Raw genomic sequence first — 18083 nt, 5'->3', positions numbered from 1 at the left:
TAGGTTAAGCAAAGCCCCCAAGGTCCAATATGGGCTTTGGGGGCAATTAATTTATGAGCAATGGTTGGGTTTAGCTTAATGATTGATTTTGCATGAAATTAGCTAAAAAATCACGGGTACGAGCTTGTTTAGGGGCTGCAAATAATTCCTGTGGGGGCGCTTCTTCTACCATTTTTCCCCGATCAAAAAAGCAGACGCGGTCTGAAATGTCTTTGGCAAATTGCATTTCATGAGTGACTAGCAATAAGGTCAAATCTTGCTGGTTGCTCAGTTGTTCAATGACTTGTAGCACTTCTCCCACCAGCTCTGGGTCTAGGGCGGAGGTTGGCTCATCGAATAAAAGAATTTTAGGGCGCATCGCTAAAGCACGTGCAATGGCCACTCGCTGCTGCTGCCCTCCAGAGAGCTGACTTGGAAACTTGTCTTTATGATCCATCAGACCAACAAGCTCAAGGTATGCAAGCGCCCGTTCTTTTGCCTCTTGCTTTGAAAGGCCTAATACATGCATGGGTGCTTCAGTAATATTACGAAGTACACTCATGTGGGGAAATAGATTGAATTGTTGAAAGACCATGCCCATCTTTTTGCGCATTTGGCGCAGATGGGCTTCTGAGGCGGGGACTAGCTGCTCCGCTTGGTACTCATGCCAAAGCGGCTCATTATCTACATAGACGGTTCCCGCATTGATGTTCTCTAAGGTCATTAAAATCCGCAATACTGTGGATTTTCCAGAGCCGGAAGGGCCGATAATGGTGACTTTTTCACCTTTACGTACACAGAAATCCAGTTGATCTAGTACGACTTGATCGCCAAATTTCTTTGTGACTTGATGAAATGCTATGCTGTTGTTTGAGTTAGTCATGACTAAGATGAACCCCCTCTTTAGGTAGGCGCTGATCTAACCAGCGGATGCCCGCGGCGGCAATGAGGGTCATGATCAAATAAATCAGCCCCACCAGCGATAGAGGGATAAGATAATTAAAGCTGCGATCACCAATGATTTTGGCCACATTGAGCAGCTCTAGGACGGCGACTACGGAAAGCACGGGGACGTCTTTCATAATAGAGACTAAATAATTGCCTAAAGCGGGGATGATTCTTGGGATCGCCTGAGGAATAATAATGAAAAAAAACAAACGAAAAGGGCTAAGGTCTAGCGCTCGAGCCGCTTCGATTTGTCCTTTAGGAATGGAGTCGATACCTGCCCGATAAACTTCCGAGGTATAGGCGCTATATTGTAGGCCTAATGCTAACGCCCCTGTTAAAAATGCGGGTAAGACAAGACCATAGTCGGGAAGCACATAATATAAGAAAAAAAGTTGAACCAATAAGGGTGTATCTCGGATAAACTCGCTTATAAAGCGTGCGGGCCACGCAATGATCCGATAACGGTTGCTTTTTAAGGCGGCTAAGACCAAGCCAAATATGGCAGCAATCATAAAGCCAACAAATGTGGCTTGTAATGTCACCCATAGTCCGCGAGCTAATATAGGCAAAATAGACCAGATAAACGCCCATGTGCTGCTTGTATCCCAGCTGATTCCAAATAACATAATTATTGGGCTCCTGTGCGCCAACGGCAGGTATAACGCTCAATGAGCTTCATGAGAGCGCTAATAACCAAGGCCATACCGAAATACATAAAAAGCAATAAGGTATAGATGGTTGTGCTGTCTTGGGTTAGGTTACGGATTTGCTCAGCTCTAAAGGTCATGTCGGCTAAACCGATGAGCGAAACTAAGGCGGTATCTTTTAGGTTTTGAATCGCTAGATTACCAAAACTAGGCATCATTTCTGGCAAGGCTTGGGGTAAAGCTATACGCCATAGAGTATGGCGAGGGCTTAAATCCAGTGCTTTGGCTGCCTCATATTGAGTAGGAGGTACCGCTTGTAAAGCGCCGCGTACGACTTCTGCACCATAGGCACCGATATTTAAGGCAAGGGCTAAGGTTCCTGCGAGCACAGGTGGCAAGCGCAAATCGATGCCTAGCCATTGGCCTAATAAAGGTAAAGCAAAAAACAGCCAAAACAGTTGTACCAGTAGCGAGGTTCCTCTAAATACCTCAATAAATGTCACACTTACCGCGTTGATGAGTCGGTTTGCCGATAAGCGGCCTATCCCAAAGGCGAAAGCAAAAATAGCACCTAATACTGTTGAGTAAAAAGTCAGTTGTATGGTGACCCAGGCGCCAGCAAGCAGAGGGTCACTGTATTGAAACCAGAGCATCATGACAGAGACTAATTGGTCTTAGCGGCACAGAGATCGGCCGTCTGCTGAGCATTGGATTCTTTTTGATCGGTGTCGCTAAAACCGTAGCGTGACAAAATGTCTTGCCAGGCTTGGGTTTGTTTGAATTTAGCCAGCTCAGTGTTAATGGCGTCACGTAGCTCCGTATTGTTTTGAGCGAAGGTGAAGCCACCCCAGCTGCGTACAGGTTGACCGTTAACAACCGGATCGACAAACTCTGCAGCAACTTCTACTTTAGGGCTTTGTTGCGCCAGCTGAGCGGCGGTTAACCCCGTTGCGGCATACGCATCGGCACGGCCTGTAGCGACGGTAGAAATCGCATCGGCATTATTGGCAATAGTGACCAGACGACTTTCATCCATGCCTAATTGCTGCATGATTTCAAGCTGATCGGCTCCAGCCATGATAGCCAATGTATGCTCACTTTCGATGAAATCCTCATAGCGATGAAGATCTTTAGGGTTGTCTTTTGCTACCAATAAGCCTTCGCCATAAGAACTATTGGGCTCAGAAAAAAGTACTTGCTGGCAGCGCTGGGGCAAGATAGCCATTTCAGCCGCTACCATGTCAAAACGATCGGCTTGTAAACCCGGGATAAGCGAGCCAAAGTTGGTGGTATGCCATTCAATGTTCTCTATGCCTAAAGCTCGTATAAGATGCTGCGCTACTTCAGGGCCTACGCCTTTAGCACTACCGTCTAGGTCGGTATAGCCATACGGGATTTCATTCGCAACGGCAATGCGAATGGTGTTTTTTGCTTGAATGTCTGCCAGCGACGCGGCATGCGCCGTTATACCTATTACGCTAGCGGTCATCATACTGATAGTACGAAGAAAAAAAGTCGGTTTTAGCATCACATTCCTTTTTACATGATAAAGAAGAAGTAGTACGAGGGATGTGCAAGCACCACTTGATTTGATTCTGAATCATACCGTATTAAATCATTTCAACTCAAATCATTTTAATAAAAACTATTGAAATGGGTGATGGGTTAGCTTTGTTGTATGTGGTGAGAGTTGTACATATTTAAATTTCTAATAAGGGGATGATTGTTTTTTTTATAAAATATGTGCTAGGATAAGTTTTATGTACAAAGCGATTTCTTTTTTCTTCTTTTACTTTTATGCTTTTCCTATGCCGCTGGCGCAGGAAGGGATGCCTTGTACATAAAACACATAGCAAAAAATTCCCAACTAAAGCCGCCAGCGCACAAGGCGGCTTTTTTTGTGCCGCCACTCAAGCCTGGCACAACCAAAATGGAGTCTAGTCGTGTCACACAATACTGATGATTTACGTATCCGGGAAATTAAAGAGCTAAGCCCTCCAGCGCACTTAATGCGAGAGTTTCCTTGCTCGGCCGAGGTGTCTGCTGTGGTCCATAACACCCGTGATGCGATTCATGAGGTTTTACATGGCAAAGACGATCGCTTAGTTGTCGTGATTGGTCCTTGTTCTATTCATGACACTAAAGCGGCTTTGGAGTATGCCCGTCGTCTGCTGCCATTACGTGAGTCTTTAAAAGATGAGCTGGAAATTGTGATGCGGGTGTATTTTGAAAAGCCGCGCACCACAGTGGGTTGGAAAGGCTTGATCAATGACCCTGATCTAGACGGTAGCTTTAATATTAATCAGGGTTTGCGTACGGCGCGCCAGCTGTTACTCGAGGTCAACGAGCTTGGTATGCCTGCGGGGTGTGAGTATTTAGATATGATTACGCCTCAGTACATTGCTGATTTGGTTTCTTGGGGCGCTATTGGGGCACGTACGACAGAAAGCCAAGTTCACCGCGAGCTAGCTTCTGGGCTCTCTTGTCCGGTAGGCTTTAAAAATGGTACAGGCGGGAGCACACGCATAGCGATTGATGCCATTAAAGCGGCTTCACAACCGCACCATTTTTTATCCGTAACCAAGGGTGGGCACTCGGCAATTGTTTCCACTAAGGGTAATGAGGATTGCCATATTATTTTGCGTGGTGGTAAAGCGCCTAACCATGATCCCCAAAGTGTGGATCAAACCGGCAAAGACTTAGAGGCCTCTGGTTTATTGCCACGTATTATGATTGATGCAAGCCATGCTAACAGTAATAAAGATTACCGTCGTCAGCCGATTGTGATTGATGAAATTTGCGCACAGATCGAAGCGGGTGATGAGCGTATTTTTGGTGTGATGGTAGAAAGCCATCTCGTCGCAGGGCGTCAGGATTTGGTCGAAGGCCAACCACTTACTTATGGGCAGAGTATTACCGATGGGTGTATTGGTTGGGAGGACTCCGAGAAAGTCTTGCAACGCTTAGCAGAAGCCGTACGGGTTCGTCGCCAAAAACGTAGCTAGATCTTTGTTTTTGATGTGAAATAGGGCTGTATCTTTACAGCCCTATTTTCATTAGGGCAAGGCTGCAGTCCAGATTAGGATGCGAGTACAATAGGTGGCATTTAATAATATTAGGGCAGCGTTGCCTTTTATGTGAGTAGGAATAATGAAAGCTTCAACAGGCGCTAAAGGGCGTGTAGTCATCGGTCTTTCCGGAGGGGTGGACTCTTCGGTATCTGCTTGGCTGCTCAAGCAACAAGGCTACGAGGTGATAGGCCTTTTTATGAAAAACTGGGAAGATGATGACGACAGTGAGTATTGCTCCAGTCGTCAAGACTGGCTGGATGCGGCCAGTGTCGCGGATCTGCTCGGTATAGAAATCGAGGCCGTGAATTTTGCTGCGGAATATAAAGATCGTGTTTTTGCAGAGTTTTTGCGCGAATACACGGCTGGTCGTACTCCCAACCCCGATGTGTTGTGTAATGCTGAAATTAAATTCAAGGCCTTTTTAGACCATGCTATGAGCTTAGGCGCCGAGCGCATCGCGACGGGGCACTATGCACGTGTGCGCGCAGTGGACACACCTAATGGCAAGCAATATCAATTGCTGAAAGGTCTAGATGCGACCAAAGATCAAAGTTATTTTTTGCATCGCTTAAATCAAGACCAGCTTTCACGCACTTTGTTTCCATTGGGGGAAATTAAAAAAACACAGGTACGTGATATCGCTGCACAGCTACAGTTGCCTAATGCTAAGAAAAAAGACTCCACTGGGATTTGTTTTATTGGTGAGCGTCCTTTTAGAGAGTTTTTGAATCGTTACTTACCCACTCAGCCAGGTCCCATTAAAACAGACGAGGGGCAAATTGTTGGCGAGCATATTGGCTTGGCTTTTTATACCTATGGGCAACGCAAAGGCTTAGGCATAGGCGGCATTAAAGGCAAACAGCGAGAAGACGGAACGGCAGAAGCTTGGTATGCCGCGCGTAAGGATCTAAAAAATAATACTTTATATGTGGTACAGGGGCATGACCACCCTTGGTTATTACAGCACGAGCTACGAGCAGAAAATGTGAGCTGGATTGCTGGGTCGGCGCCGCAAGGAACCGATTATGCTGCTAAAACGCGGTATCGCCAAAACGATGCGGCATGTCGCCTTATCTCCGCCGATCAACAAACCCTAGCTTTGTATTTTGAGCAAGCTCAGTGGGCGGTGACGCCGGGTCAATCTGTGGTGCTTTACGATGGTGATGTGTGTTTAGGCGGCGGTATTATTCAATAGTGGGTAGTCAATAAAAATGGATCCGGTTTTTTTAGTTGGTTTTGCTGTCCTAGGAGCTTTTGTCGGATTTTCCGCTGGATTGCTTGGGATTGGCGGTGGCATGATTCTTGTGCCTTTTCTGAATTTTCTTTTACCTAAACTTGGTGTGCCGCCTTTGATTGCGGTACATGCCGCCATTGCCACGGCGATGGCCACCATTGTTTTTACGTCGTTATCGAGCATGCGTGCCCACCACGCGCATGGTGCAATTCGCTGGGATATTGTGCGCTTAATGGTGCCTGGGCTACTGATTGGTGGTTTGCTTTCTGGTGGCGCCGTGTTTGCTTATATTAATGGCTTAGTATTGGCGATTATTTTTGCTGCTTTTGTGGTGTATTCGGCTTTGAAAATGTTTCGTAATACCCCCCCGCCTGCAGCCAATACGCTGCCCAAGCCTTGGGTAGTTACCGCTTTTGGTGGGGTGGTAGGTTTTGTGTCCGGCTTGTTAGGGGCAGGCGGAGGCTTTTTATCCGTGCCGTTTATGGTAAGAGCCAACATTCCCATGCCTAAGGCCATTGCTACATCCGCAGCGCTTGGTTTTTTTATTGCGGTAGCAAACGGTATTGGATATATCTGGTCGGGGGCGCAGTATACCAGTGCTGATTTAAAAATGATTGGCTATATTTACTGGCCTGCGTTATTGGTTTTAACGGCGTTAAGCATGTTAACGGCTCCGTTTGGGGCTAAGCTTGCTCATCGCTTACCCGTAAAAACGTTAAAGCGGATCTTTGCCTCTATGTTGTTAGTCTTAGCTATACAGATGCTTATAGAGACCATACGTGTGCATGTGGGGTAAATAAAGGAAAAAAGGACTATGTTCACATAGTCCTTTTTTTTAATTTGAGACGGGGGCTGCTGTGCTTTGGAAAGAGGGACGTGTTTCTAGTTTTTCCATTAACAGGGCAAGCTTTTCGTAGTGTTGGCGCCACTCAAGCTTAGGGAAGCGTAGATCTAAATAGCCCAGAGCGCAGCCAACGGCGATATCGGCTAGGCTTATATTAATACCCGTGCAGTATGGCATGTCTTCGGGTAGCTCATTTTCCATATAATCCAGCGCCGCTTGGATTTTGCTTTCTTGACGACGAATCCAGTCGGTGCTTTGTTGGGCAGTTGTGCGTCGAGTGTATTCGGTATGAATAGTGACGGCAGCATCCATGATGCCATCAGCTACCGCTTCCCATGCTTTGGTTGTGGCACGCTCACGTCCCGACTGAGGCAGCAGCCGGCCTACGGGCGATAGCGTGTCTAAGTATTCCACAATCACGCGGGAATCAAATAAGCTGCCGTAATCGTCCATAATTAGACAAGGGATTTTGCCCAGAGGATTGTGTTGTTGAATGATCGAATCATCGGCCCACACGTCCTCGAGGACGAGCTCATAGTCGAGTTTTTTCTCTGCCATCACTACGCGAACCTTACGCACGTATGGGCTGGTAAGTGAACCTAGAAGTTTCATAGAAAGAAAGAGTGAGTTGCAAGCACAAAAAGTATAGCAAGAACCACCTAAAAAACTGGGTGTAATAGCAGTATTTTGCCTTGGGTTTAAGCTTTAGGCGATTTTTGTGGTTTATATGTCATGAATTGTCTTTAAAAGGATTAAGAGCTGGATTTTTATGCCATTTTGTGCTTTTGGTTTCTAGGGCTATCAAAGAGAGGAACGGTTTTTTAGAGGGAGGCAATGGTAGAATAAGGTTTTCGTTATTTTTATCCCTAACTATCATGCAAATCGCAGATCAACTAACTCCTTTAAATGCGTTGTCCCCACTTGATGGGCGTTATGCAAGCCGCGGTAACTCTTTACGTGGTTTATTGTCTGAAGCGGGTTTCATGGCCCATCGTGTAGAAGTCGAAATTGCTTGGCTGATTGCTTTGTCGCAGGCGGGGCTACCTGAGTTGCCCGCGTTTAGTGCTGAGGCTACGGCGCGCCTTAATGCGATTGTGACGCAGTTTTCCGAAGCCGATGCCCAGCGCATCAAAGACATCGAGCGTGTGACCAACCATGATGTAAAAGCGGTTGAGTACTGGCTAAAGGAACAAGTTCAGGATGACGCTGAACTAAAGGCGGCGGCGGAATTTATTCACTTTGCTTGCACGTCTGAAGACATTAATAATACCTCACATGCATTAATGCTGATTCGTGCCCGGGAGCAAGTGATTCTACCGACTTTGCAGCGTGTTTGTGATGATATCAAAGCTAAGGCCCATGATTATGCAGATCAGCCGTTGCTGTCTCGTACACATGGCCAGCCAGCCAGCCCCACTACCATGGGTAAAGAGTTCGCGAACGTCGCTGCTCGTTTACAACGTGCTATCGATGCCATAGCGGCTGTTGAGCCTTTGGCAAAAATGAACGGTGCTACGGGTAACTATAATGCTCATCTGAGTGCGTATCCTGAAATCGATTGGCCTGCTTTTAGCCAAAACGTGTTAAGCGGTTTGGGCTTGGTACAAAACACGCATACGATCCAGATTGAACCCCACGATTGGATGGCACAGCTTTTTGATGCGATCGCTCGTGCGAATACGATCTTGCTTGATTTTAACCGTGATATTTGGGGATACATTGCGCTGGGTTATTTCAAGCAGCGTCTTAAAGAGGGTGAGATTGGCTCTTCCACTATGCCACACAAGGTCAATCCCATCGATTTTGAAAACTCTGAAGGGAATCTGGGCTTAGCGAATGCGGTATTACGCCATTTGTCTGAAAAACTACCAGTTTCGCGTTGGCAACGTGATTTAACCGACTCCACCGTATTACGTAATTTAGGCGTTGGTTTGGGTTATAGCCTTGTGGCTTACGACGCTTGTTTGCGTGGTTTAGGTAAACTGGAGTTAAATGCCGCAGCTATTGATGCTGATTTAGACAGTTGTTGGGAAGTCTTAGCTGAGCCTGTGCAAACGGTAATGCGTCGTTATGGTTTAGAGAACCCCTATGAGCAACTTAAAGCGCTCACCCGTGGTAAGGGGATCAACGAAGCGGGTTTGCGCGAATTTATCTCTGGCTTAGATCTACCAGAACAAGCCAAAGCAGAATTACTGGCAATGACACCGCGTAGTTACATCGGATTGGCAGCGCAGTTAGCACGGCAGATTTAAATCCTATGAAAAAGCCCAACTCCATGGAGTTGGGCTTTTTTTATGGGGCAGGGCGGCCACAGCCCTGATACTGCTTACCTAAAATTTCGAGTCGCGTTTCATAAGGATAGGAGGCGTCACTCATGGTGTCGCTACAGGTATTAAAGATAATATCTAAAGCAAAGGGTTGATCTTGGTATTCGGCACGATAATGTGTACCTGCGTAGGTGACTTGAGCAGGGGGTAAGAGCAGATCAAGCTGTTGTTCACCATAGTCGAGTGTAATGGTTGCTTGGTGGTCTGGGCTAATGACAACAGACCAACCTGGCTCATTGCCTAGTGCTTGAAACGGTAAAGGGATGGTTTCGGTGGTAGTAGGTAGGGCACAGGCTTGTAGCAGTAGCGCCGCACTACTAAGACTTATCCAACGTAGCCACATACTTGTCTCCTTATGGACTTGGATTGGTGGTGAGAATGAAGACAGAGCGCTTAGGCCTCGGGCTCGTCTAAAAAATGGCCAAGCTTAAGCGCTTTGGTGTGTAAGTAATAGCGATTATAGGGGTTTGGCTCAATACGATGCTCGATACGCTCTGTGACGGTATAACCTAAATCCTCAAGCGCTTTGACTTTGCGAGGATTATTAGTCATTAGCCGAATGGTTTTGATATTGAAATAATCCAACATGGGGCGTATGAGTTCGTAATTTCTTTCATCGGCATGAAAGCCTAGCTGCTCATTGGCTTCGACTGTGTCGGCCCCTTGATCCTGCAGATGGTAAGCACGTATTTTATTGATAAGACCAATGCCTCGACCTTCTTGGCGTAAATATAAAATTGCCCCTCTGCCTTCGTCGGCGATACGTTGTAAGGCTTTTTCCAGTTGTGGGCCACAATCACAACGTAAACTGAATAACGCATCCCCGGTGAGACACTCTGAGTGCAGACGTAATAAAACCGGCTCTGGAGTGCTTAAGTCTCCGAGCGAAATCACCAAATGTTCTTTTTGTGTCGCTTTTTCTAAAAAAACAGAAAGGGTGAAATTAGCCCAAGGCGTGGGTAAACGACTAGATGTGACGTAATTTAACAAAACAGTGGTCCAATGAAAGCAAAAAGAGAAGATGCCGGATTCTTGATTTGAGCTTAATATAGCATTATGAGAGATAAAAAAGCACCCCGACAGGGGCTCGGGGTGCTTCTCCATGGTAAGACTGGGGAAATATTAGATTTTTTCGATGCGGGCGGGCAGGCCTTGACGCACTACGGCTCCAGATACCCAATCAATCCACACGTTATTATGATCACCACGAGTGGTATCGCGGAACCCCAGGTCGTTGATATTTACCCCCGCTGCTAAGGCAGGATTATGGGGCATGGCTTTGCCATCGATTGTATGGGCTCGTGCGCCAAGTTCTTTGTGTCCGTATCCATGTTCAATGGCTATGGCACCACGCATCACGCCGTCTCGGATCATGGCCACTCCTTCGACAGAGTTTCCTGGGGTCACCAGGCGGATGCGCTCCCCATTTTTAATTCCTAACTCGTTTGCATCCTCGCGGTTAATGGAGATAGGGTTATGTGGGTGGACTTGGCGTAGACGGTCGACGGCAATGGAAATAGAACTCATCAGATTAGACTTGTAAGAGCTCATTAAAAATGGCCATTCGGACTCAGAGAACGCCTCACGCATCGGTGTGCCATCGGCCAAACGTGTCGGGTACCAGGTTGGGCAGCCACTGTTGTTTTCGCCAGTAAGCGCATGCTTGGATTGGAATAGTTTTTCATCCCAAACCGGTAGCATATGTGGATGCGCATGTTTCAGATGCCCTTTGCCTTCATCCCAGGCGTCTTCGACTTTGTCAAAGCGTCCCCCGCGACACATAACGGTAGCCACTTTGCGCCATTCTTCGTCTTTGACGCGATCTTTAATGGTGTCCGCATATCGATCGACCCCTGTTAGCGCCATATCGTCGTCAGTGGCGTCTTGCACGGGGCGTTTCATGCCATAGGCGATGTTTGCAAAGCCGCGAATATAGAAGTCAGCAGCACTATTTAAGGGATAGCGTTTGTCGCTATTGGGCTCACCAATGGCATCCTCTCCAAAGCCGGGCATACCAATGCGCTTAGCTACAGCGATGAGAAAGCTTTCTAATGAAATAGGTTGTCCATCGGCGGTGCGGCTTACTTTGGGTTCGACCACAGGCCAGCGTACGGTGGAGGTTTTAGCGATCACGTCAGCCCATGGTGCGGAAACCCCCCAGCTTTCGTAGGTAACGGTATCGGGCACAATATAATCAGCGATGGCACTGGTCTCGTTGATAAAGGGCTCAATACAAACAATCAGAGGAAGCTTTTTGGGGTCACAAAGGTCTTCATACATAGCGTTGCGCATGCCCGCTACTCCATAGAGAAAGTTCCCCATGTGGTTGATCCAAGCTTTAGCTTTGTATGGGTAGCCAGCCATACCAGAAGCGATCAGTTCGGAACTGAGCGCCCCCCCAACGATTGGATACCAGGGTGCTGGGGCGGGATAGGGGTTTTCTCCGGCTGCAACTCGGCGCTTATATTCAGAGGACTGTTCGTAAGCCATGCGGTTGCGTGAAAGCGCTAAGCCTTTGGGTTGAGCTTGACCTTTGAAGCGGAAGTCATAGCGTGGGCCTGGGCCAAATGGGCCAAATGGGCCTGCATCTAAAACCAATCCCCCTTTTACGTTTAGGTTACCTACCAGAGTATTGAGCATGGCGATTGCATAAGCAGTATAAAAGCCAGAGCCGCTCATGGTGCCCCCGTGAGCATCGACCACAGCTCGTTTGCCATAGCTAGTGAACTCCTCGGCAAGCTCTTGGATATCTTGCACGGAGACACCGCAAATGGCGCTGTACTCTTCGAAGCTCATGCGTTGTGATTCTTCACGTAGTTTGGCTAAAGAGGTACACACTTTAACAGGCTGAGCACCCAAGCCTATAGCGGTAATTTCTTTTTCTACAAAGAGCTCGGCGGCTTCAATGATTGTGTGGGGAGCTAAAGAACCGTCTGCGCGTTGAACCACATAGACGTCTTCAGGTTGCTCCTCGCCCTCGGCGACCTCATTAATGGGCCAGCCTAAGTCTGAGCCACGTAAAAAAGTACCATAGCGAGGGTGGTTGGGATCGTTAATGAGTAAGTGTGTGGCATTACACCAAGAGGCTTCGCCCGCGGCTTTCATGGCTTCTGGCCCGGGTTGTGACAGCATCACGGCATCAAAACGCTCGTTTTCTAACATCCAGCGTAGCATTGCCATTACTAGGGCTAAGTCGGTAGCGGGTTTGATCGCTAACCAACGGTTGCCAGAGCCAGAGGCAAGGCTAGACGAGGTGGGTAAAACGGGCGAGACAACCACGTATTTGAATGTGTTTTCTTTGCGAGAGCGAGCCTCGGCTAGTTCGCGACCTTGGCGTTGGAAAGGGTTACCAGACTGGGCCGGCGCTGCGCCAATAAATAAGCCAAAAAGGGCATTGGACCAATCGGGTTTGCCATGGGGCATACCACGAACATCGCCTAGAGCTTGGCCTGCACCGATACGGAAGCTTTGCCCACAGTAAGAGCCATGATTAGCGCGGTTCATTGTCCCAAATGACTGCTCGGCAAAGCGACGGATGAGCGGTGTTCGACCTTCGTTACCGGCATCGGTCACAATGAGTTGGTTAGAAAGTGGACCAAACTCGGGGTTATTGGGATCAATAAGGGTTTCGCGATCAAAAATAGCGCGTAAGCCATCAACATGACCCTCGCCAAATAAGTCACCCCCCTCGCACACCTCTTCAATCAGCTGTTCAAAGCTAATGCTTTGCCACTTGCCTTCGCCGCGTTTACCAACACGTTTTAAAGGAGTGAGCACACGATAGGGGTTGTCCACTTGTTCTTGCATGGCACTACCACGTGCACAAGATGTAGCGCGGCCTTCTAGACCATATTCTGTGCCTAGTTTAGCGTAGACCTCGCGTACGGGTAGCTCCATGGGAGCGGGCTTGGTGGTGGCCAGAGGGTGGTATGGGTTACCTGCAATACGTAAGATTTGGTTATTTTCTTGATCCACGCGAACCCGTACCCCACATTGGGTCCAACAGCCTAAGCATAAGGAAGGGCTGACAACCTGACCGGGTTGGGTGCGTAACTCACCGGTTTTTTCATCAATGGTGAATTCGGGGGTTAGAGAGTTGCCTCGAACAGCGTGTTTAGGTGGGTGTCCGGCAGAGCCTTGGGTGAAGCCTTTCACTGCATTGACGACTGTATCAGCATAACCTGCGGCAAAGGCAGCGACCCCGCCTGCAGCTAAAGAACCGTGTTTCAGCAATTTGCGGCGGTCGTTATTGGGTTTGTTTTGCTTACTCATGTTATGAATTCCGTGTGTAGTGATTTATTAAGCAGCGGTAGGGCGTAAAGCACTGAGCGTTGGGTAGCGGTCTAAGAACCAGGTGATCATGGCAAGGAGGGCTGTACAAAGCCCAAAGACGCCAATGATGCCTAATAGACCATTACTGCCCCAGGGCATACTATGCAGATAGAGACCTGCGCCATATTTAGGCACGCCTTGGACACTCATGAGTACAATCCAGCGGAAGACCCAAGCGGCGGCCATCATGGTGATACTGCACACTAAAGAGTGCATTGGACTGCATAAGCGATGAGGATGTACGCGTAGCATAATGAGTAAAAAAACAGCGAGAATCACAGAGGCTAGCAGGCTAAGACGCCAAGTAGGATAGGTGCTAAATAACTCCATAGCCGCTGGAAAAGAAGCATCTAGGCCAGCGACACCACTGACAACCCAGCCCGCACCACATAAACCGAGTAGTAGTAAAGCGGTCAAGCCTAAACGACGAATAAGCAAGGAAGGAAGAGCTGCCATGCCTCCGGGTAACCAGCGGCCAACAAAGAGCATGGCACCTAGTGCTGAAAGCCAACCGGTTAAGGCAAAGTTAATCGGCAAGAAAATGGTATTCCAAAGGGGGCGCGAGCGCACAATCATGATTTCAGCGCCGGTGTACACCAAGATGGAAATGGCAGATAGGATTAGGGCAAGACCTGTGATTTGCATCAATCGATCTTTACGTAGCCACCAAAACAAACAAAAAGCCAAAGAGAGGGTGACGAAAATTGGTAGCAATACGGCACCGATAGACATCCATGACCAAGGCGTAAAATAGGCATAAAAATGCCAGAAACGAGCGGGTTGATGTAGGTCAGCAAGTAAAGCTACAGGGGCGGCAATAGCGCTCATAGCTAAAACGGTTACCGCCGCAGGTAGTAAGCGTCGTGCTTCAGCGTGGGTAGGGGTAAAAGCGACACAAGCGGCGGTGATAGCAGCAGTGGTTGCCATGGCGACGAGGAAAAAATATTGTACCGCCCAGGGTAGCCACGCGGCATCGTAAGAGGGAGTTAAGATTTCAATGATATTCATAGTGCCACCCTTTTAGTATTCTGCGACCAAGCGCACACTGGTTTGGCCTTCAACGCCATGGACGAACTCATCTGGCATGCCAATGTAATACACACGTGGTGCGGTTTTCATATCGGGTTTAAGGACTTTTACATCGCCCGCATTGTCTTGAAGGATCTGGTTGATGGTGCTGTTTGGGTCATTGAGATCACCAATAATACGAGCGCCGCCTACACAGGTTTCTACACAAGCGGGCAGTAAACCGACTTCTAAGCGATGCTCACAGAAAGTACATTTATCTGCAGTTTGAGTTTCATGGTTAATAAAACGAGCGTCATAAGGGCAAGCTTGCACACAGTAAGCGCAGCCCACACAGCGTTCATTGTCAACCAATACAATGCCGTCATCGCGTTGGAAAGTGGCTTGTACGGGGCAAACTGGCACACAAGGTGGGTTTTCACAGTGGTTGCATAGACGAGGTAAGTTAAACATGGCAGGTAAGCCATCATCGTATTCTTCTACCTCGTATTGCAAAACGGTGGTGCGAAATTGCCCAATAGGAGGTTGGTTTTCCATTGAGCAGCCGACAGTACAGGCTTGACAGCCAATGCATTTTCGTAGATCTACCACCATGCCAAATCGTTTTCCGGTCATTCCGGGGCGGCGCGGGGGCTGATCATTAATACCAGCCTCTACGGGTTTAATCGGGATAACAGTGGCTGCAGCTCCTACGCCAAGTAGGTTCTTTAAAAAGCCACGTTTCCCCGGTTGAAGTTGTTCTGTTTTTACCGTTTTTCTCATAGTTCTACCTTTGGAAAGCAGAATGAAACGATGTGTGTGTAGCGTCTTCGTTTCGGGTTTTCATTTAAGTTTCAGCTATAAGCTTATACATAAAAACCCTAATGGCCCTTGATACTTGTCAAGAGCTGATTAGACATTGGGCAAATAATCCGTTATAGTCCCTTTCGTCATTGGGGAGTAGCCGCTCTACAACAGATTTGTATAGAGGCTAACGTCAACATACTTGATCCCAACTGGATCATGGCGTTAGCAGCACCCTGCCTGGCAAGACCTTTGACCGTATCGTTTCCATGTTGGCCGGGGAAACGATACGGTCAATCGTCTACAAACCGGCCAGGAGATGATTCAAATGGAAGCCCTACTCGTTTCCACCGGTATTGTGGCATTGGCTGAAATCGGTGATAAAACCCAACTTCTCGCTTTTATTTTGGCAGCGCGTTTCCGACGCCCTTTGCCCATCATTCTTGGAATTTTAGTTGCTACACTCGCTAACCATGCGTTAGCTGGCGCTCTTGGGGCGTGGCTACCTGGTTTATTTGAGCCAACGACTTTGGCTTGGATTTTAGGGATAGGTTTTATCCTGATGGCGGGTTGGATGCTTATACCCGATCAATTTGACGAAGAAGACGCTCAGTTAGCTCGTTTTGGTGTGTTTACTACGACCTTGCTAGCGTTTTTTGTAGCAGAGATGGGAGATAAAACCCAAATTGCTACCGTAGCCTTAGCGGCACAGTTTCAATCTTTTGCTCAAGTTGTTATTGGTACGACGTTGGGCATGATGATTGCGAATGTTCCAGCCGTTGTGCTGGGCGATCGTATATCAGGCGCCATTCCTGTACGACTTGTACATGCAATTGCCGCTCTGATTTTTGCTGTGTTAGGGGTATTGGCTTTAGGGCGTGCCATCGGTTGGTGGTAATCCAAAATAGCTCAAACTCCTATAAAACGCAGCGATTCGTGGCGTATTTGCCGCTATCTTATTGTTTTGATGTCATAAGCATATATGCCAAGCATATATTGCTGTATGATGCTACGTTTTTCGTGAAGTCATCGTCTAACTTCGGTTAACAACTGGCTTCGGGCTTTTTTCAGCCCCATCCCGGGGCTGGGATCCTTTAACCAAGGAGCGCTGTTCCTATGCAAGGCCTGCACCTTACCGCAGATTTATACCAATGCACCGGTGACACTTCCATCTTTGTGGATGAAAATGCATTGGCCGCTCTCTGTCGTTCTGAGACAGAGCGTTCGGGGCTCACGATTGTGGGCGAAAAATGGGTAACGTTTCCTGAATACCAAGGTGAACCCGGTGGTGTTACAGGGGCGATTTTATTAGCCGAATCTCACTTAGCCATTCATACTTGGCCTGAACGTGGGGGCGTCACTCTAGACGTTTACGTTTGTAATTTTACCGATGACAATTCTGGCAAAGCTCAGCAATTGCTTGATGGCATTATTGCAGCGTTTAAACCCACGCAGTTGCAACGTAACCAGTTGATTCGTGGTGATCATGACGCGCCAAGCGAAGCGGAATTGCTTTGGGAAAATCTTAATCCTAATAGCGTATATGGGTTCCGCTTTAAACGCCGTCTATTATCCAAGCAGACTAAATTCCAGCATTTGGAATTGCTCGAGTCAGAGGATATGGGCGTCACATTGCGCTTGGATGGCTGCTTAATGACCGCAGAAAAAGAGGAGTTCTTCTACCATGAGAGCCTCGTACATCCTGCTACAGTCGCTCATCCTAATCCGCGTCATGCCTTAATTTTAGGCGGTGGGGATGGCGGAGCGCTTGAGGAGCTGCTTAAGCACAGCACCATTGAGTCCGCTACGTTAGTAGATTTGGATGAAGAGGTGATTGCAGTAGCTAAAGCGCATTTACAAGCCATTAACCATGGTTCGTTGGATAATCCACGAGCGCGTGTACTCGTGGGTGATGGGGCTCAGTTTGTCAAACAAACCCAAGACAAATTTGATATTGTTTTATTGGATTTGACAGACCCTGAAACGCCTGCTGGTCCGCTGTATACTAAAGCTTTTTTTGAGGATTGTCGCCAAGTGCTTGCTGAAGGCGGAGCCATGGTGATTCATCTGGGCGCACCATTTTATGAGCCAGAGCAGATTACGCGTTTGAGCACAGAGTTGCAGTCTGTGTTTAAACATGTCAGTGCCTATGGTTTACATATTCCTTTATATGGTGCTTATTGGGCGATGGCGGTGGTGTCAGATCAATTACAGCCAGCGCAGCTAAGTAGTGCAGAGGTTGAAAAGCGTTTAACCGAGCGTGGTGTGGATGCATTGCAATATTACAACCCTGCTGTGCATGGGGCGTTATTTGCACTGCCTACGTATTACCAAAAACTGTTGCCTTAATACGCTCTCTTTGTTTAAAGCCCACGGTACATACCGTGGGCTTTTTTTATGTGCTGTGCTGCTCAAGCAAAAGGGTTAGGTTTTGTGTGATGCTGGCGGTGTGCCAAGATCTCGATATAGAGTTGTTGATAGTGTTGGGCAATTTGTGGCCAGCTAAATGTGAGCGCCAGCTGTTGTCCATTTCTGGCTAAGTCTTGTCGTAAGTCAGAGTTTTGTGTCACTTGTTGTAGTGCTTGTGCTAAAGCATGGGCATCCGTGGGGTCTTCTAATACCCACGCCTGGTACAGGTGTCGTACATGATGGGCGAAGCCACAGTACTTGGCTTGGCTGAGAATCACTGGTAGCCCATAACTCATTGCCTCTAGGGGAGCCATACCAAAACTATCGTTTAAGGTTGGGTGTACACAAAGATCGGCCGCCTCGTAGTAAGGGTGGATGGACTCAGTCTGCTCAACAAACTGTACACGGGCTTGGAGCTCAGGTGAGAGCTGTGTTATATAACTTTCAATAAAGGCTAGAGGGGGGCCAACTACTAAAAGTTTC

The 18083-nt window shown here is 47.8% G+C and carries 17 protein-coding genes and 1 riboswitch; of the genes, 6 read left to right on the top strand and 11 right to left on the bottom strand.

Annotated features, from left to right (window positions below; translation table 11 throughout):
* Positions 1–70: 70 nt before the first annotated feature.
* Genes ehuA through ehuB form a run of 4 tightly spaced genes read right to left on the bottom strand, consistent with a single transcriptional unit; the run spans position 71 to position 3066 of the window.
* Complete coding sequence (ehuA, locus tag Q1V74_RS04435) at positions 71–862, bottom strand: ectoine/hydroxyectoine ABC transporter ATP-binding protein EhuA (RefSeq protein ID WP_260650921.1); 792 nt, start codon at positions 860–862, stop codon at positions 71–73.
* The gene (ehuD, locus tag Q1V74_RS04430) at positions 855–1553 is read right to left on the bottom strand and encodes an ectoine/hydroxyectoine ABC transporter permease subunit EhuD (protein ID WP_300647230.1); all 699 of its coding nucleotides are present in this window, start codon (positions 1551–1553) and stop codon (positions 855–857) included. Before ehuD ends, ehuA begins: the two co-directional genes overlap by 8 nt.
* Before the next feature lie 2 nt (positions 1554–1555).
* Positions 1556–2227 (bottom strand): ectoine/hydroxyectoine ABC transporter permease subunit EhuC, encoded by a 672-nt coding sequence (ehuC, locus tag Q1V74_RS04425; protein ID WP_300647264.1) that lies wholly within the window; start codon positions 2225–2227, stop codon positions 1556–1558.
* Between the two features lie 11 nt (positions 2228–2238).
* Positions 2239–3066 (bottom strand): ectoine/hydroxyectoine ABC transporter substrate-binding protein EhuB, encoded by an 828-nt coding sequence (ehuB, locus tag Q1V74_RS04420; protein ID WP_300647229.1) that lies wholly within the window; start codon positions 3064–3066, stop codon positions 2239–2241.
* Positions 3067–3517: 451 nt separating this feature from the next.
* On the opposite strand from ehuB, the gene aroG reads away from it, so the two are divergent.
* The 3 genes from aroG (at position 3518) to Q1V74_RS04405 (ending at position 6675) form a co-directional block, all read left to right on the top strand.
* Positions 3518–4579: a 3-deoxy-7-phosphoheptulonate synthase AroG gene (gene aroG, locus Q1V74_RS04415; protein WP_260650924.1), complete on the top strand. Its 1062-nt coding sequence runs from the start codon at positions 3518–3520 to the stop codon at positions 4577–4579.
* Between the two features lie 145 nt (positions 4580–4724).
* A complete protein-coding gene (gene mnmA / locus Q1V74_RS04410; protein WP_300647228.1) occupies positions 4725–5840 on the top strand; it encodes a tRNA 2-thiouridine(34) synthase MnmA in 1116 nt (371 codons plus the stop codon).
* A gap of 16 nt (positions 5841–5856) precedes the next feature.
* Positions 5857–6675, top strand: a complete 819-nt coding sequence (locus Q1V74_RS04405) for a sulfite exporter TauE/SafE family protein (RefSeq protein ID WP_300647227.1) — start codon at positions 5857–5859, stop codon at positions 6673–6675.
* A 39-nt stretch (positions 6676–6714) separates the two neighbouring features.
* On the opposite strand, the gene Q1V74_RS04400 is transcribed toward Q1V74_RS04405, so the two are convergent.
* Positions 6715–7335 carry a glutathione S-transferase N-terminal domain-containing protein gene (locus Q1V74_RS04400; protein WP_260650927.1) on the bottom strand — a complete coding sequence of 207 codons (621 nt, stop codon included), beginning with the start codon at positions 7333–7335 and terminating at the stop codon, positions 6715–6717.
* Between the two features lie 263 nt (positions 7336–7598).
* On the opposite strand from Q1V74_RS04400, the gene purB reads away from it, so the two are divergent.
* On the top strand, positions 7599–8975 hold the full coding sequence (purB, locus tag Q1V74_RS04395; protein WP_300647226.1) for an adenylosuccinate lyase: 1377 nt from the start codon (positions 7599–7601) through the stop codon (positions 8973–8975).
* 40 nt (positions 8976–9015) lie between these two features.
* Here purB and Q1V74_RS04390 read toward each other — a convergent pair whose 3' ends face one another.
* From Q1V74_RS04390 to dsrO, 5 genes are all read right to left on the bottom strand, one after another.
* Positions 9016–9393 (bottom strand): hypothetical protein, encoded by a 378-nt coding sequence (locus Q1V74_RS04390; RefSeq protein ID WP_300647225.1) that lies wholly within the window; start codon positions 9391–9393, stop codon positions 9016–9018.
* 50 nt (positions 9394–9443) lie between these two features.
* Positions 9444–10040 carry a GTP cyclohydrolase II gene (gene ribA, locus Q1V74_RS04385; RefSeq protein WP_345369478.1) on the bottom strand — a complete coding sequence of 199 codons (597 nt, stop codon included), beginning with the start codon at positions 10038–10040 and terminating at the stop codon, positions 9444–9446.
* A gap of 132 nt (positions 10041–10172) precedes the next feature.
* Positions 10173–13322, bottom strand: a complete 3150-nt coding sequence (locus Q1V74_RS04380) for a tetrathionate reductase subunit A (protein ID WP_300647224.1) — start codon at positions 13320–13322, stop codon at positions 10173–10175.
* 27 nt (positions 13323–13349) lie between these two features.
* Entirely contained in the window at positions 13350–14390 is a 1041-nt protein-coding gene (gene nrfD / locus Q1V74_RS04375) for an NrfD/PsrC family molybdoenzyme membrane anchor subunit (RefSeq protein WP_300647222.1), read from the bottom strand.
* A gap of 12 nt (positions 14391–14402) precedes the next feature.
* Positions 14403–15170 carry a sulfate reduction electron transfer complex DsrMKJOP subunit DsrO gene (dsrO, locus tag Q1V74_RS04370; protein WP_300647221.1) on the bottom strand — a complete coding sequence of 256 codons (768 nt, stop codon included), beginning with the start codon at positions 15168–15170 and terminating at the stop codon, positions 14403–14405.
* 160 nt (positions 15171–15330) lie between these two features.
* Positions 15331–15512: riboswitch (yybP-ykoY riboswitch) on the top strand.
* Positions 15513–15519: 7 nt separating this feature from the next.
* Between dsrO and Q1V74_RS04365 the strand changes: the two genes are divergently transcribed.
* Positions 15520–16089 carry a TMEM165/GDT1 family protein gene (locus Q1V74_RS04365; protein WP_260651024.1) on the top strand — a complete coding sequence of 190 codons (570 nt, stop codon included), beginning with the start codon at positions 15520–15522 and terminating at the stop codon, positions 16087–16089.
* Between the two features lie 218 nt (positions 16090–16307).
* Entirely contained in the window at positions 16308–17540 is a 1233-nt protein-coding gene (speE, locus tag Q1V74_RS04360; protein WP_260651025.1) for a polyamine aminopropyltransferase, read from the top strand.
* A gap of 62 nt (positions 17541–17602) precedes the next feature.
* Here the strand turns inward: speE and Q1V74_RS04355 are convergent.
* Positions 17603–18083 (bottom strand): glycosyltransferase family 4 protein (locus Q1V74_RS04355; protein ID WP_300647220.1); only part of this gene is annotated, 481 nt, incomplete at its 5' end.

Source organism: Paenalcaligenes sp. (genome assembly GCF_030152715.1).
GTDB lineage: Bacteria > Pseudomonadota > Gammaproteobacteria > Burkholderiales > Burkholderiaceae_B > Paenalcaligenes > Paenalcaligenes hermetiae.
This window is presented reverse-complemented; position numbering and strand designations above follow the sequence as displayed.

What these genes read in the sequence shown, in the direction of transcription:
- ehuA (WP_260650921.1), bottom strand. Translation starts at nt 862, where the DNA reads ATGACTAACTCAAACAACAGCATAGCATTTCATCAAGTCACAAAGAAA.
- ehuD (WP_300647230.1), bottom strand. Translation starts at nt 1,553, where the DNA reads ATGTTATTTGGAATCAGCTGGGATACAAGCAGCACATGGGCGTTTATC.
- ehuC (WP_300647264.1), bottom strand. Translation starts at nt 2,227, where the DNA reads ATGCTCTGGTTTCAATACAGTGACCCTCTGCTTGCTGGCGCCTGGGTC.
- ehuB (WP_300647229.1), bottom strand. Translation starts at nt 3,066, where the DNA reads ATGATGACCGCTAGCGTAATAGGTATAACGGCGCATGCCGCGTCGCTG.
- mnmA (WP_300647228.1), top strand. Translation starts at nt 4,725, where the DNA reads ATGAAAGCTTCAACAGGCGCTAAAGGGCGTGTAGTCATCGGTCTTTCC.
- Q1V74_RS04405 (WP_300647227.1), top strand. Translation starts at nt 5,857, where the DNA reads ATGGATCCGGTTTTTTTAGTTGGTTTTGCTGTCCTAGGAGCTTTTGTC.
- Q1V74_RS04400 (WP_260650927.1), bottom strand. Translation starts at nt 7,335, where the DNA reads ATGAAACTTCTAGGTTCACTTACCAGCCCATACGTGCGTAAGGTTCGC.
- purB (WP_300647226.1), top strand. Translation starts at nt 7,599, where the DNA reads ATGCAAATCGCAGATCAACTAACTCCTTTAAATGCGTTGTCCCCACTT.
- Q1V74_RS04390 (WP_300647225.1), bottom strand. Translation starts at nt 9,393, where the DNA reads ATGTGGCTACGTTGGATAAGTCTTAGTAGTGCGGCGCTACTGCTACAA.
- Q1V74_RS04380 (WP_300647224.1), bottom strand. Translation starts at nt 13,322, where the DNA reads ATGAGTAAGCAAAACAAACCCAATAACGACCGCCGCAAATTGCTGAAA.
- nrfD (WP_300647222.1), bottom strand. Translation starts at nt 14,390, where the DNA reads ATGAATATCATTGAAATCTTAACTCCCTCTTACGATGCCGCGTGGCTA.
- dsrO (WP_300647221.1), bottom strand. Translation starts at nt 15,170, where the DNA reads ATGAGAAAAACGGTAAAAACAGAACAACTTCAACCGGGGAAACGTGGC.
- Q1V74_RS04365 (WP_260651024.1), top strand. Translation starts at nt 15,520, where the DNA reads ATGGAAGCCCTACTCGTTTCCACCGGTATTGTGGCATTGGCTGAAATC.
- speE (WP_260651025.1), top strand. Translation starts at nt 16,308, where the DNA reads ATGCAAGGCCTGCACCTTACCGCAGATTTATACCAATGCACCGGTGAC.